This window comes from Pseudomonas sp. NFIX28 (genome assembly GCF_900107395.1).
Lineage (GTDB): Bacteria > Pseudomonadota > Gammaproteobacteria > Pseudomonadales > Pseudomonadaceae > Aquipseudomonas.
In genome coordinates this window covers 42,457-56,748 of record NZ_FNPW01000015.1, presented here as the reverse complement: position 1 = coordinate 56,748, position 14,292 = coordinate 42,457, and the positions used below count along the sequence as shown (strand labels likewise).

Annotated in this window: 11 protein-coding genes; 6 read left to right on the top strand and 5 right to left on the bottom strand. The window is 59.6% G+C overall.

The genetic code is table 11. From position 1 onward, the window contains the following. Positions 1-186 precede the first annotated feature (186 nt). A complete protein-coding gene (locus BLV20_RS24555) occupies positions 187-459 on the bottom strand; it encodes a hypothetical protein (RefSeq protein ID WP_092305017.1) in 273 nt (90 codons plus the stop codon). A 666-nt stretch (positions 460-1,125) separates the two neighbouring features. Here BLV20_RS24555 and BLV20_RS24550 point away from each other — a divergent pair. From BLV20_RS24550 to BLV20_RS24530, 6 genes are all read left to right on the top strand, one after another. Further along, on the top strand, positions 1,126-2,559 hold the full coding sequence (locus BLV20_RS24550) for a DUF3696 domain-containing protein (protein WP_092305127.1): 1,434 nt from the start codon (positions 1,126-1,128) through the stop codon (positions 2,557-2,559). Positions 2,560-2,561: 2 nt separating this feature from the next. Next, complete coding sequence (locus BLV20_RS31150; protein ID WP_139192739.1) at positions 2,562-3,542, top strand: hypothetical protein; 981 nt, start codon at positions 2,562-2,564, stop codon at positions 3,540-3,542. Positions 3,543-4,186: 644 nt separating this feature from the next. After that, positions 4,187-4,576 carry a RidA family protein gene (locus BLV20_RS24545; RefSeq protein WP_092305016.1) on the top strand — a complete coding sequence of 130 codons (390 nt, stop codon included), beginning with the start codon at positions 4,187-4,189 and terminating at the stop codon, positions 4,574-4,576. Between the two features lie 197 nt (positions 4,577-4,773). Beyond that, on the top strand, positions 4,774-5,538 hold the full coding sequence (locus tag BLV20_RS24540) for an IclR family transcriptional regulator (RefSeq protein WP_092305015.1): 765 nt from the start codon (positions 4,774-4,776) through the stop codon (positions 5,536-5,538). Positions 5,539-5,574: 36 nt separating this feature from the next. Beyond that, positions 5,575-6,807, top strand: coding sequence for an amino acid deaminase (locus BLV20_RS24535; protein ID WP_371914338.1), 1,233 nt, complete (start codon positions 5,575-5,577; stop codon positions 6,805-6,807). 145 nt (positions 6,808-6,952) lie between these two features. Then, the gene (locus BLV20_RS24530) at positions 6,953-7,870 is read left to right on the top strand and encodes a sugar kinase (protein ID WP_092305014.1); all 918 of its coding nucleotides are present in this window, start codon (positions 6,953-6,955) and stop codon (positions 7,868-7,870) included. 189 nt (positions 7,871-8,059) lie between these two features. On the opposite strand, the gene BLV20_RS24525 is transcribed toward BLV20_RS24530, so the two are convergent. The 4 genes from BLV20_RS24525 to BLV20_RS24510 form a co-directional block, all read right to left on the bottom strand. Beyond that, positions 8,060-8,335 (bottom strand): peptidylprolyl isomerase, encoded by a 276-nt coding sequence (locus BLV20_RS24525; protein ID WP_007932676.1) that lies wholly within the window; start codon positions 8,333-8,335, stop codon positions 8,060-8,062. A gap of 52 nt (positions 8,336-8,387) precedes the next feature. Next, on the bottom strand, positions 8,388-10,925 hold the full coding sequence (locus BLV20_RS24520; protein WP_092305013.1) for a PAS domain-containing sensor histidine kinase: 2,538 nt from the start codon (positions 10,923-10,925) through the stop codon (positions 8,388-8,390). A gap of 285 nt (positions 10,926-11,210) precedes the next feature. Then, complete coding sequence (locus BLV20_RS24515; protein ID WP_092305012.1) at positions 11,211-13,166, bottom strand: acetoacetate--CoA ligase; 1,956 nt, start codon at positions 13,164-13,166, stop codon at positions 11,211-11,213. A 340-nt stretch (positions 13,167-13,506) separates the two neighbouring features. After that, complete coding sequence (locus BLV20_RS24510) at positions 13,507-14,292, bottom strand: 3-hydroxybutyrate dehydrogenase (protein ID WP_092305011.1); 786 nt, start codon at positions 14,290-14,292, stop codon at positions 13,507-13,509.

Sequence of the window (14,292 nt, the reverse complement as noted above, 5' to 3'; positions counted from 1 at the left end):
GCCTGGGGCGGCTAACTCGGCATCCCTGCCGAGTTGCCCACTGCGCAGAACCTCCACTCGGCCTCCCGATGGGGCGGGTGGATCAAGATCAAAAAAAAAAGCCAAAGCCAAAGCCAAAGCCAAAGCCAAAGCCAAAGCCAAAGCCAAAGCCAAAGCACAGCAAGAGCAAAGGCTAGGCGCGGTGGTTTAAGGCTCTGGCAGCTCCATCGCCCGTTGTTCAACCACGTGCAACACATCGCATCCGTCCTGCAACAACAAGGTTGCCACGCTGGAGAAGCGCATCAGGTCGAGGTCGTCGGTGTTGCGGCTGGTCATGCCAGACACGCTGTCCAGCATGTCCCGGGCTGCACGGATGCGCAGGCCGGCGTAGGTCAGCAGGTCAAGCAAAGGAGCTTGAGGGTTGATAAAGGCGACAGGGTGGTCGGTGGTGTTGGAGGAGCTAAACGCTTGGTAATCCATTGGGTAACACTCCATAACTTCGGGAGTTACCACCGTTCGCGGCCAAGCGAAGGAGGGTGGCAACTGTACGCGGGTTGGCCGACCGGGCCCGAAGCATCCCGGCACACCCGAAGGTGTCCCACGCACAGTCGCCATAACACGAACGTGCAGGCGCAAAAAAAGCGCTTGCCTTTCGGATGGTGAGCGCCTGTGCGCTACGGGAATGCTGACGGCCAAGTCAGGTCGCTGAATTTGCAGCGACTAGCGAACTATAGGGGGGGGAGAGGGACGTGCGCAAGTGGATGGATTGCCTGCATAAATACGATTGAGGTGCATATGAAATGGTTATTAGTATGATTGTGTGTATCAGGATGGCTCCCCCCTTGCACTTGACAGGTTGCGGACAGGGATTCACATTTGGCAACTGGCCATCACCTGAGTGGATGCTGTTATGAAAAGGGAATTTTTGATCATGCAGAATATGTGCACTATATGCTGTTGCGGAATGTCGCGTGTTTTCTTCGCTTCTAATTCTGGTTCTAATGTCTGGAGTTGATATGCAAGAAGACTGATGGTTATCAATTTCTTGCTTTTTCGATTGCTTGGTCGCTTATCAGGAAGTCGAGAGCAATAGACCAATTGGTCTAGTTGCTTATAGTGTTTTCTAAGGATATTCAGGAGTTCGACATGTTTCACATGTTGAGTGTTGAGAATTTCAAAAGTTTCTCGGCAAAACAAAGTGTTAAGCTTGCGCCTATAACTCTAATATATGGACCTAACTCATCAGGTAAAAGCTCTCTGATACAGAGTTTGATGTTGTTGAAGCAGTCGCTTACTCGCCCAAGTGAGCAAGGTGGTTTGGTCTCAAATGGTGAGTACGTTGATTTGGGTGATTACGCAGCAATGGCGCATAATCACAGCGTTGATAGTGAAATGAAGTTCTCATATTCTTATTCCACTTTGTCAAATGTGTTCAGGCATGATTGGTTCGCCGGATCAGTTTCTCTACCGAAAGGATCTAAAGGGCAGATAGCGACTCATGAATTAACTTACATGCTTTCTGGTAAGGGTAAGAAAAGCAAGAATGAAGAATTTACATACTTAAGTAATATAAAGACCTCATATGGTGACGATAAAAATAATGCCTTTGAGCTAAATTTGCGGTCGGATCTTATTAGTAGGGAGAATGCAGAGAAAACACAAAGGCTGAAGCACGCACGAGGATTTCATTTTACAACTGCTGAAAGTAGGGACTCTATTTTCTCTTTTTTTTCTAGGATGAAGGGTATATCTAAGGACTACCATAAAGAGATAGTTAAAGGTCTGAATGATGTAAGTTTTCGCAGTGATCTTAACTATGCTACACCATCTTCTGTAACGATAAAGGATAAAATTGAAAGTGGCTTTGGTGCCGCGCTAATGAATAATTTAGTAACTATAGTTGCTAAGGAGATTCAGGAGGCATTTAATTCTATTACTTACTTGGGGCCTCTAAGAAGTCATCCTAGTAGATTTTATGCTCCGAAAGGTGATCAGAGTGGCTCTGTAGGTAAGCAGGGTGAAAATACAGCAAGATTTATATATGAAAAATCTCCGGATATAACGGGGAAGATTAATGAGTGGTTTTCTAATTTTGAAATTCCTTACACGTTGACTGCGGAAAGCATTGGTTCGGCTGTTACTGGTTCAGTAATTTGTCTGCAGTTAAAGGACCTTAGGACAGATGTTGTTGTTGGGCCTTCGGATGTCGGCTTTGGAATTGGCCAACTGTTGCCTATCATTGTTGAAGGGATAGTTAGGGGTGAAAGTACTATATGTGTCGAACAACCTGAGATACATTTGCATCCGAGGCTTCAAGCTCACCTTGCGAACTTTTTTATCGAGACGAGTAAAACGAATCAATGGATTATAGAGACTCATAGTGAGTCTTTAATGCTTAGAATGCAGAATAAGATTAGGCAGAAAGAAATAGCACCTTCGGATGTTTCGGTGATATATGTTCAGCCGACTAAGTCGGGTGCTCAGATAATAGAGATTCCTATGGATGATGATGGGGACTTTCTGGTCGAATGGCCTGAGGGTTTTTTTGAAGAGCGCTTTAAAGAAACCTTTGGATTGTAATCATGTTGACTGATTTTTATCTTGATGAAAGTGTTTTCGAAGCCGGTTTATTGAAGGATGAGTCATTTTGTGCTGTGCATGACACAATAATAGATTATTGGAAGAGGTATGGTGTCTTAGTAATGCCAGACGGTGCTGCAGCATCTTATCTTCAGTCTATTAAGAAGCTCCCGCCAAAATTCCATCAGCGGTGGGTTGGGGCTTTTACAGCCAACTCTAAATATCAGTCTGAAAATAGCTGGGGGCAGTGCGACTCATATTCTACCTTTCAAAATGCATGTGAGCTTTTCTGTTTTTTTGAAACGGCCGTGGCGGAAGACACCTTGAGTGCTGTTATTTGCGATAATGATAAAACGCTCAGGCAATGTCCTAGTACTTTGTTTGAAATGGTTGGTGTTGGCTCTATTACGGAGTCGCAAAATTTCAAAGCATCTAGGGAAAGTTCTATAACGGATATCAGGTATGGGGCAGACATAAATGATGTCTGGATGAAAAAATTTGAAGGCTTTGTAAGGCGTCAAAATAAGATATATATTTCTGATAGATATGTTTTTGAAAGTGTTGTTAGGGATCTGCAGTGCGGCTATAGTAAAAGCAGCATAGTTAAATTTATAGAGATGCTCCCGCTTGGCAGGAAATTTAATATTACAATTCTCTCGGATGGCGATGCTAAGGGCAGTGCAAGGCATGATGAGGTCTGTAATTATTTTACTAAATATGTGATGGGCTCGTCGCCTTTAGCGCAAAAGATATCAAGGTTGAAGTTGATGTCTATGGAAACGTTAAAGTTTAAGCGATTTGCTCATGATCGATATTTAAGATTTGATAAACATGTCTGTCAAGTAGGAGTTGGGATGTCAATTTTTGAACGCCATGGTGTTCCGGCTACAAGCTTTACGGTGAAGATGTTATACGAGAGCAGTGCGATGGAAATAGAAAAAGCTGCGGCTGATTCTGTTTGGTATGAAATATTTGAGGTTTGAGGGAGTAGTTGGTGAGTTTTTATTTTTCGTAATTTCTGTTGAGCTGCCTTGATCTATTAAATTAGATGAGGCAGTGAGTACTTGCTTTCTGGAGTAGGAGTGAATGTTCTTAGGTCGGGTGTGTTTTCTAATCTAAAATCTAAGATTCTAAAAGAGCGAGTATTATCGAGCAGGGCCTCTATTGCACTGTGTTGATCCCTACAAATCCCGTCCCTATCGTATCCCCCTCCGGAATACAACCATAATTCCCTTGATGGCCAAGATTTTTCCCATCCTCCTATTTCTCTCCTCGACTTCCCATGGCACACTCTTTAGTAATTATTCTGTTACTACGCTTTTTATTCCGTTATAGCGGATAAAGTGTTATTCGAGAGTGCTTGTTATGAGTCATGAATCTTTCTGGTTAAGAGCGTGTGTTTCTGTGATGGCGGTTCTGAATGTTATTCAGGATGTGTTGCCGTGCGGGAGTTTGGTTTTGGGCAGGAGCAGTACCTATGCACTGCTGGATTTTCAGGGAGCGGATAGCAATTGGCAGAGCGCTGGTGCCAAGCAGTAGCTGTTGGAAGGCTAGGCTCTGCATTTGGTCCGGTCTCAGAGAAACCCAGGTTTTCAACCCATTCATTTTTCAATCAGGAGAAACACCCATGAGCATCACTCGCTACGGCACCGGCAGCACCGCCGGCGGTGGCCAGCCTCGTCCTTTCGCTCGTGCCGTTGAGGCCAATGGCTGGTTGTATGTGTCCGGCCAGGTGCCGGCACTGGATGGCGAAATTATTCATGGCGGGATCGTTGAGCAGACCCATCAGACGATGCGCAATGTGGTGGCGATTCTGGAGGAGGCGGGGTACGGGCTGGAGGATGTGGTGCGGGTTGGGGTGTGGTTGGAGGATCCGCGGGATTTCTGGAGTTTCAACAAGGTGTTCGGGGAGTATTTCAAGCCGGAGCATGCGCCGGCGCGGGCCTGTGTGCAGGCCAGCATGATGGTGGATTGCAAGGTGGAGATCGATTGCGTGGCTTACAAGAAGAAGGCCTGACGCGGACCTGTAGCCGCTGCCGAGCTTTGGCGAGGCTGCGATCGGTCCCGAAGGGGACGCGGCGATTTTGAGATCCATGCGCCCGCGTTGCGGTCGATCGCAGCCTCGCTAAGGCTCGGCAGCGGCTACAGGGATAGGGGCAATGCCGGATTTTGGGCGCGCCGGGAATTTCGTGATTTGTAGGAAATGGCACAGATATGACCGAAGACACCATCAAGCGCCGAGCCAAGGGGTTGGACCGGGCGTTCGATATTCTCGATTTCCTCAAGGAGATCGGCCAGCCGCTGCGGCCCAACGATATCGCCAAGGGCATCGGCAGCCCCAAGTCCACGGTGTACGAGCTGGTGGCGTCCTTGCTGGAGCGGCGGGTTCTCGAGCCGGTGGGCCAGGACGGGCATGTGTACCTGGGCCGGCAGTTGTACTTCCTGGGGCAGGCCCATCTGCGCCATTTCGACCTGACCCGCGAGGCCGACTCGGCCTTGCAGGAGATCGTCAGCCAGACCCGCGAGACCGCGCAGATGTGCCTGCTCAACGGGCGCAAATACACGGTGGCGCTGATGAAGGAGGGCGAGCGGCATTTCCGCATTTCCTCGAATATCGGCGAGAACGCGCCGATTCCCTGGACCGCTTCCGGGCGGCTGCTGCTGGGGCATTTGAGCGATGAGCAGATTGTCGAGTTGATCGACGAGCGCGACTTCATTCTTCCCAACGGTGAGCGCCTGCCGGTGGCGACTTTCCTCAAGGAAATCCGCCAGGCCACCGAGGACGGTTTCTTTTCCTTCGACAGCGTGGCCGACACCTTTACCCACTGCTTCGCCGCGCCGGTGCGGGACGAGCGCGGGGTGTGCATTTGCACCCTGTGCATCGTCGCGCCACGGGCCGATGCCCAGAACAATTACGCCGACTACCGCCGGGTGCTGATCGACAGCGCGAATAACCTGGCCCGTCGCATCAACGATTAACGCCGGCCCAGTGGCTGCGCCATAAGGAGTTCGAATATGTCTTCTGCCTTGATCAATGCCGCGGTGGAACATGCGCTGGTGGAAAAGGGCGCCGCCCAGCCCGGCGTCAGCCTGGTGCGCGACGTCAGCTTGCCGGCCCTGGTGCTGCACCGCGCGGCGCTGGAACACAACATCCGCTGGATGCAAAAGTTCGTCAGCGACAGCGGCGCCAAGCTGGCGCCCCACGGCAAGACCAGCATGACCCCGGCGCTGTTCCGCCGGCAGTTGGAGGCGGGCGCCTGGGGCATCACCCTGGCCACCGCGGTGCAGACCCGCGCGGCCTACGCCCACGGCGTGCGCCGGGTGCTGATGGCCAACCAGCTGGTGGGCACGCCGAACATGGGGCTGATCGCCGAGCTGCTGGCCGACCCGACGTTCGATTTCTATTGCATGGTCGATCACCCGGACAACGTCGCCGACCTCGGGCAGTTCTTCGCCGCGCGCGGGGTGCGCCTGAACGTGATGATCGAGTACGGCGTGGTCGGCGGCCGCTGCGGTTGCCGCAGCGAGCAGGAAGTGCTGGCGCTGGCAAAGGCGATCCAGGCGCAGCCGGCCCTGGCCTTGTGCGGCATCGAGGGCTACGAAGGGGTGATCCATGGCGATCATGCGGTGACTGGCATTCGGGAGTTTGCCGCGTCCCTGGTGCGCCTGGCGGTGCAGTTGCAGGACGACGGGCTGTTCGCCATCGACCGGCCGATCATCACCGCCTCGGGGTCGGCCTGGTATGACCTGATCGCCGAGTCCTTCGAGGCGCAGAACGCCCAGGGGCGTTTCCTCAGCGTGCTGCGCCCCGGCAGTTACGTGGCCCACGACCATGGCATCTATAAAGAGGCGCAATGCTGTGTGCTCGACCGCCGCAGCGACCTGCACGAAGGCCTGCGCCCGGCGCTGGAAGTCTGGGCCCATGTGCAGTCCCTGCCGGAGCCGGGGTTCGCGGTGATCGCCCTGGGCAAGCGCGACGTGGCTTACGACGCCGGCTTGCCGGTGCCGTTGTTGCGCTATAAGCCGGGTGTGCTGCCGGCCAAGGGCGATGATGTGAGCGCCTGCAAGGTCACGGCGGTGATGGACCAGCATGCGTTCATGACGGTGGCGCCGGGGGTTGAGTTGCGGGTGGGGGACATTATTTCTTTTGGCACTTCGCACCCGTGTTTGACCTTCGACAAGTGGCGCACCGGGTTGCTGGTGGATGAGCGGCTGGATGTGCTGGAGAGCATGGAGACCTGTTTCTGAGGCAGGCCTGGCACCTGCTGCGCAGGTGATCGCGGGCAAGCCTCGCTCCTACGGATATGGGAAACGACACCAACCTTGTAGGCGCGAGGCTTGCCCGCGAAGACGTCCTTTCCAACAACAAAAAATCGTCAGAGACACCTCCACCATGAACACCTTCACCACCGGGAAACGCATCGCCCTGATCGGCGAATGCATGATCGAACTGCAACACCGCGCCGACGGCAGCCTGCAACAGAGCTTCGGCGGCGACACCCTGAACACCGCGGTGTACCTGGCCCGTGAATTGGGCGAGGGCGCCCATGTCGACTATGTCACCGCCCTGGGCGACGACAGTTTCAGCGATGCGATGTGCCAGAGCTGGGCCGAGGAAGGCATCGGCCTGGGCCTGGTCCAGCGCCTGCCAGGGCGCTTGCCCGGGTTGTATTGCATCCAGACCGACGCCCGGGGCGAGCGGCGCTTTCTCTATTGGCGCAACGAAGCGGCGGTGCGCGACTGTTTCACCACGCCGGCGGCCGAGCCGATCCTCGCGGCGCTACCGGATTACGCGGTGCTGTATTTCAGCGGCATCACCCTGGCGGTGCTCGGCGAGCTGGGTCGCAAAAAGTTGGTCGAGACCTTGGTTGAAGCACGCAAGCGCGGGGCGTGGATCGTCTTCGACAACAACTATCGGCCACGGCTCTGGGCCTCGCTGGAGCAGGCACAGGCCGCGTATCGCCAGGTGCTGGCCTATGTCGATCTGGCGTTGCTGACGGAGGATGACGAGCAGGCATTGTTCGGTTATGCCGACAGCCAGGCGGTATTGGCGGCCTACGCAGACACGCCGGAAGTGGTGCTCAAACGTGGCGCCGAACCTTGCCTGATCCGTTGTGGCGACGAGTTGTTCGAGGTGCCGGCGCAGCGGGTGGAGCAGGTGGTGGACACCACGGCGGCAGGGGATTCGTTCAGCGCCGCCTATCTGGCGTGTCGCTTGAAGGGCGGCAGCCCGCAGCAAGCGGCAGAGGCCGGGCATCGCCTGGCGAGCCGGGTGATCCAGGTGCCGGGGGCCCTTATCCCAAGACCCTGACGCCAGCCTGTAGCCGCTGCCGAGCCTGCGAGGCTGCGATCGGCACCGCAGGTGCCGCAAAACCTGGCGACGCGACCTAGCTGAAAAATCGGGGATACCGCCCTTGCGCCGGCTGCGCCGTCGATCGCAGCCTCGCCTTGGCTCGGCAGCGGCTACAGGGGCGTGGTCGAAGCGTGGTGAGCGACGCGGTCAGTCGCGGTAGAACACCTGCACCAAGTGGTAGCCGAACTTGCTCTTGATCGGCCCGTGCACGGTGCGCAGGGGCTTTTTGAAGATCACCTGGTCGATGGCCCCGACCATCTGCCCCGGGCGCACTTCGCCCAGGTCGCCGCCGCGTTTGCCGGAGGGGCAGGTGGAGTATTTCTTCGCCAGCACGTCGAAGGCTTCGCCCTTGGCGATGCGTTGCTTGAGCTGTTCGGCCTCTTCGGCGGTTTTCACCAGGATGTGGCGGGCTTGGGCTTTCATGGGGCAATTACCTTGGAACGGTGCGGACGGCGGGCGCGGATTATGCCTGAAATCAGCCCTGCCGGCCGATCATCTGGCGAATCTTCTGGGCCAGCGCCTCGATGGAAAACGGCTTGGCGATCAGGTCCATGCCGGCGTCGAGAAAGCCCTGGCGTTCGGCGGCCTTTTCCGCGTAGCCAGTCATGAACAACACCTTGAGCCCTGGCCGCTGCTGGCGCGCGATTTCCGCCAGTTGCCGGCCGTTCATGCCCGGCAGGCCGACGTCGGTTACCAGCAGGTCGATGCGTCGCCCGGACTCCAGCAGCGGCAGCGCGCTCTTGGCGTCCTCGGCCTCGAAGGCGGCGTAGCCCAACTCGCCCAGCACATTGAGCACCAGCATGCGCACCGCCGGGTCGTCCTCCACCAGCATCACCGATTCGCCGGCCACCGCGTAGGGCGCCGCCAGGCTGGTTTGCCCGGTGCTGTCGATCGGCGCGGTGCTGTGCAGGCGCGGCAAGTACAGGCGCACGCAGGTGCCCTGGCCGGGTTCGCTGGTGATGGTCAGGTGGCCGCCGGACTGCTGGGCAAAGCCGTAGATCATCGACAGCCCCAGGCCCGTGCCCTGGCCGATGGGCTTGGTGGTGAAGAACGGGTCGAAGGCCTTGGCCAGCACTCGCGGGGTCATGCCGGTGCCGTTGTCGCGCACGCCGAGCATCACGTAGTCGCCGGCCTTGACCGGCTCCAGGGTGCCCAGGTCGCTGCCGTTGAGGTAGCTGTTGGCGGTCTCGATGGTCAGCACGCCGCCGTCGGGCATGGCGTCGCGGGCGTTGATCACCAGGTTGAGCAGGGCGTTTTCCAGCTGGCTGGCGTCACTGTTGATCGGCCAGACGTTGGCGTCCAGGTCCAGCTTCAGCTCGATGTGTTCGCCCTTGGTGTGGTTGAACAGGTCGTGCAGCGAGCGCACCAGCTGGTTCGGCTCCAGCGGCTGGCGGTCCAGCGACTGGCGCCGGGAGAACGCCAGCAGGCGGTGGGTGAGGGCCGCCGCGCGCTTGGCCGAGGACATCGCGGCTTCAGTGAACCGGCCGATCTCCGCGCTGCGGTCGGCGTCGATGTAGCGCTGCATCAGCTCCAGGCTGCCGATGATGCCGGTGAGCATGTTGTTGAAGTCGTGGGCGATGCCGCCAGTGAGCTGGCCCACGGCTTCCATCTTCTGCGCATGGCGTAGGGCGTTTTCGGCGCGCTCGCGCTCGAACATCTCGCTCTGCAGGCGCTGGTTGGCGGCGGCCAGCGCCTGGGTGCGCTCGGCCACGCGTTCTTCCAGGGTTTCGTTGAGGTTGCGCAGGGCTTCCTCGGTCTGTTTGCGCTCGGTTTCGTCGATCACGAAGATGTAGAAACCATTGATCGCGCCGTCGGCGCCGTAGCGCGGCAGGTACTTCATCAGCGCATGCCGCGCGCGCCCGTCGCGGTGCGGCGAGCTGGCTTCAAAGCTGCAAGGCTTGCCGGCCAGGGCGGCGGCGATCTTGTCGGCGCGGGTAGCGTAGATTTCATCGCCCACCACCTCGCGGATGGTCCGCCCGTACAGCTCCTGCGGGGTCAGGCCGTACCAGTCGAGGTAGGCGCTGTTGTTCAGGCGAAAGCGCTCTTCGTGGTCGACGTAGCCGATCAGCACCGGCATGGCGTTGATGATCAGCTGCAGCTCGGTCTGGCTCTGGCGCAGCGCCTGTTCCATCTGCTTGCGGTCGGTCAGGTCCAGGGCCGCGCCGAGAAAACGCACCGGCCGGCCGTGGTGATCCTTGTAGCAGCGCCCGCGGGCGAAGACCCAGCGGATCTGCCCATCGGGCTGTTGCAGGCGGTATTCCTCGGCGTATTCGGTGCCATGGGTGATGCAGTGCTTGATGCTGCGCGCCACCATGCCGCGGTCTTCCGGGTGCACGCCCTTGAGGTATTCGCTGATGGGCAGTTGCCCGGCCAGCGCCGGGTCGATGCTGTGTAGCTGGGCGAAGTGGGCGTCGGCGATAAAGCGGTCGTCGCCGATGTCCCAGTCCCAGGTGCCGACCGCGTCGGTCGCCGCCAGGGCCAGTTGCAGGCGCTCTTCGGTTTCGTGCTGGGCCTTGAGGCTGGCCGCCGAGCGCTGCTCCAGCTCCAGGGCGATGCGCCGGCGCTCGTTGGTTTCGATGCTGGTGACGAGGATCCCGGCGACCTCGCCGCTCTCGTCGCGGATCGGGCTGTAGGTCAGGTCCAGCCAGACGTCCGACTCGCGGCCGTGGCGCTGCAGGGTGAAGGGTTTTTCGCTGAAGGTACGCACCTGGCCTTGCAGCACGGCTTGGTAGATCGGCGCGGTGAAGTCCTCGAGTTCCGGCCAGGTCAGGTGCGTCGATTGGCCGAAGGCGCCAGGGTGCTTGTTGCCGGCCAGCAGGGCGAAACCGTCGTTGTAGATCTGCGTCAGCTGCGCGCCCCACAACAGCAGCATCGGCATGGGCGAATGGATCACGATGTCCACCGCGGTGCGCAGGCTCTGCGGCCAGTGGTCGACCGCGCCCAGCGGCGTGGCGGCCCAGTCCAGCCGGGCAATCAGGGTTTCGGCTTCGCTGCCGGAGGGGGAGGCGTTCATGTCGGGGTGTCCTGAGCGTGCATCACGCCGGCATTGTAGCCGCTGCCGCAGGCTGCGATCGACGGCGTAGACCGTGCGAGGGCGGTCTCCCCGGCCCAGCAGGTGGACCGGGTCGCCCGGTTTTGCGGCCCCTGCGGCAGCGGCTACAACTGGCACCGCGCCCAGCCCTTGTAGCCGCTGCCGAGCCTGCGAGGCTGCGTAAAGGCCCGCAGGGCCTTCAGCGGTCCTGAGATCGCGCCCCTGCGGGTCGCTCGCAGCCTGCGGCAGCGGCTACCGGGGCAAGGGTCAGTCGCGCAATTCCAGGCGATCGCGAAACTGCTCCAGCGCCTCGGGGTTGGCCAGGGCGTCGGTGTTTTTCACCGGCAGGCCGTGCACCACGTTGCGCACGGCCAGCTCGACGATCTTGCCGCTGATGGTGCGCGGGATGTCGCTGACCGCGAGGATTTTCGCCGGCACATGGCGCGGCGTGGTGTTGGCGCGGATGACCTGGCGGATCTGTTCCTGCAGGGCGTCGTCCAGCTGCACGCCGTCCTGCAGGCGCACGAACAGCACCACGCGCACGTCGTTATCCCATTGCTGACCGATGGCCAGGCTTTCCAGCACCGCTTCGAGCTTCTCTACCTGGCGGTAGATTTCCGCGGTGCCGATGCGCACGCCGCCGGGGTTGAGCACGGCGTCCGAGCGGCCGTGAATCAGCCAGCTGCCATGGGCCAGTTGCTCGGCGTAGTCGCCCTGGGCCCAGACTCCGGGGAACTGGCTGAAATAGGAGGCGTGCAGTTTCTGATGCCGCGGGTCGTGCCACAGGCCGATGGGCATGGCCGGGAAGTGGCGGGTGCAGACCAGTTCGCCCTTTTCGCCGATCACCGCCTGGCCCTGGTCATTCCACACCTCGACCGCCATGCCCAGGCCCTTGCCCTGCATTTCGCCGCGGCGCACCGGCAGCATGGGGTTGCCGATGATGAAGCAGGACACGATATCGGTGCCGCCGGACATCGAAGCCAGGCACAGGTCCTGTTTGAACGCGCGGTACACGTAGTCGAAGCTCTGCGGCGACAGCGGCGAGCCGGTGCTGAGCATCGTCTTGAGGCTGGCCAGGGAGTGGCTGCTGCTCGGCTGGATGCCGGCTTTTTCCAGGGCCACCAGGTATTTGGGGCTGGTGCCGAAGACGCTGATGCCTTCCTGGTCGATCAGGTCGATCAAGTGTTCGGGCGCCGGGTGGAACGGCGAGCCGTCGTACAGCAGCACCGTGGCGCCCACCGCCAGCCCGGAGACCAGCCAGTTCCACATCATCCAGCCGCAGGTGGTGTAGTAGAACAGCACCTCGCCGGCGTGCAGGTCGGTGTGCAGGCCGTGTTCCTTGAGGTGCTGCAAGAGCACCCCGCCGGTGCTGTGGATGATGCATTTGGGCACGCCGGTGGTGCCGCTGGAATAGAGGATGTACAGCGGGTGGGCAAAGGGCACCGGGACGAACGCCGGCTCGCCGCCGGGGCGGTAGAAGTCGTCCCACAGGGTGACGCTGGCTGGCGTGCGGAAGTCTTCGACGCGGGCCTCGGGGCGCGCGTACGGCACGATGATCAGTTGTTGCAGGGACGGCAGGCGCTCGAGGATTTCGTTGACCTTGGCCGTCTGGTCGATCTGTTTGCCGGCGTAGCGGTAGCCGGCGCAGGTGATCAGCACCTTGGGTTCGATCTGGCCGAAGCGGTCGATCACGCCCTGGGTGCCGAAGTCTGGCGAGGAACTGGACCAGATGGCCCCGAGGCTGGCGGTGGCGAGCATGCCCACCAGGGTCTGCCAGGTGTTGGGCATGCAGGCGGCGACCCGGTCGCCAAGGCCGACGCCGGCCGCCCGCAGGCTATATTGCATGCCGGCGACCTGGGCCGCCAGCTGGTTGTAGGTCAGCTGTTCGCGCTGGCCGTTCTCGTTGATCGCCACCACCGCGACGCCGTCGTCACGCCGCTTGAGCAGGTGTTCGGCGAAGTTCAGGGTGGCGTCGGGAAACCACTGCGCGGCGGGCATGCTGCGGCCTTCGATCAGCACCGCGCTGGGGGGCGCATGAAATTCGACGTCGAAGAAATCGACGATGGCCTGCCAGAAGTCTTCGCGCCGCTCGATGCTCCATTGGTGCAGGGCGGGGTAGTCGTCGATGGCCAGGTCGTAACGATGGTTGATCAGGCGCCGGAAGGCTTCCATGCGGCTCTTGCTGATGCGCTCGGCACTGGGTTGCCAGAGTATTTCGGACATGGGTGGCCTCTTGTTTTTCTAATGCACACAAAACTGTTCAAACTCTACCTGTAGCCGCTGCCGTCGATATCCACGTTGCACAAACTCTCCCTGTAGCCGCTGCCGAAGGCTGCGATAAGGCGCGCAGCGCCTTCCGGGGCCTCGAGAGCACGTCTCCTGCGGAGCCGATCGCAGCCTGCGGCAGCGGCTACACATGCCAGCCACCGACGATATCCATGCCGCACGAAGCTCCCTGTAGCCGCTGCCGAAGGCTGCGATAAGGCGCGCAGCGCCTTCCGGGGCCCTGAAGAGCACGTCTCCTGCGGAGCCGATCGCAGCCTGCGGCAGCGGCGACAGCGGTTTACTGCGCCAGCCAGCCGCCGTCGATATTCCAGGCCGCGCCTCGCACCTGGCTGCCGGCCTCACTGCACAAGAATAGGACCAACTCGCCCAGCTGCGAAGGCGTGACGAACTCCAGCGACGGTTGTTTTTCCGCCAGCAGGTCGTGCTGCGCCTGTTGCGGGTCGACCCCCGCGGCGATGCGGTCGTCGATCTGTTTTTGCACCAGCGGGGTCAGGACCCAGCCCGGGCAGATGGCGTTGCAGGTGACGTTGCTGGTGGCGGTTTCCAGGCCGACCACCTTGGTCAGGCCGATCACCCCGTGCTTGGCCGCCACATAGGCGGCCTTGCCCACCGAGCCGACCTGGCCATGCACCGAAGCGATGTTGACGATCCGCCCCCAGCCCTTGGCGCGCATGCCGGGCAGGCTCAGGCGGGTGCTGTGGAACACCGACGACAGGTTGATGGCGATGATCGAGTCCCAGCGCTCCACCGGGAATTCCTCGACCGCCGCCACATGCTGGATGCCGGCGTTGTTGACCAGGATGTCGACGCCGCCGAACTCGCGCTCGGCGTAGGCCAGCATGTCGGCGATCTGCGCCGGGTCGCTGACGTCGGCCGGGTGGTGGCCGACCTTGCCGCCGCTGTCTTTATTGAGTTGCGCGACCTCGGCGAGCACCGTCGAGGCATCGCCGAAGCCGTTGAGGATCAGGTTGGCGCCGGCCTTGGCCAGGCTCAGGGCGATTCCCAGGCCGATGCCGCTGGTGGAGCCGGTGACGAGGGCGGTCTTGCCCGCAAGATTGCTCAT

Coding starts and splice junctions, on each gene's coding strand:
- BLV20_RS24555 (WP_092305017.1), bottom strand. CDS start 459: ATGGATTACCAAGCGTTTAGCTCCTCCAACACCACCGACCACCCTGTC.
- BLV20_RS24550 (WP_092305127.1), top strand. CDS start 1,126: ATGTTTCACATGTTGAGTGTTGAGAATTTCAAAAGTTTCTCGGCAAAA.
- BLV20_RS31150 (WP_139192739.1), top strand. CDS start 2,562: ATGTTGACTGATTTTTATCTTGATGAAAGTGTTTTCGAAGCCGGTTTA.
- BLV20_RS24545 (WP_092305016.1), top strand. CDS start 4,187: ATGAGCATCACTCGCTACGGCACCGGCAGCACCGCCGGCGGTGGCCAG.
- BLV20_RS24540 (WP_092305015.1), top strand. CDS start 4,774: ATGACCGAAGACACCATCAAGCGCCGAGCCAAGGGGTTGGACCGGGCG.
- BLV20_RS24535 (WP_371914338.1), top strand. CDS start 5,575: ATGTCTTCTGCCTTGATCAATGCCGCGGTGGAACATGCGCTGGTGGAA.
- BLV20_RS24530 (WP_092305014.1), top strand. CDS start 6,953: ATGAACACCTTCACCACCGGGAAACGCATCGCCCTGATCGGCGAATGC.
- BLV20_RS24525 (WP_007932676.1), bottom strand. CDS start 8,335: ATGAAAGCCCAAGCCCGCCACATCCTGGTGAAAACCGCCGAAGAGGCC.
- BLV20_RS24520 (WP_092305013.1), bottom strand. CDS start 10,925: ATGAACGCCTCCCCCTCCGGCAGCGAAGCCGAAACCCTGATTGCCCGG.
- BLV20_RS24515 (WP_092305012.1), bottom strand. CDS start 13,166: ATGTCCGAAATACTCTGGCAACCCAGTGCCGAGCGCATCAGCAAGAGC.
- BLV20_RS24510 (WP_092305011.1), bottom strand. CDS start 14,292: ATGAGCAATCTTGCGGGCAAGACCGCCCTCGTCACCGGCTCCACCAGC.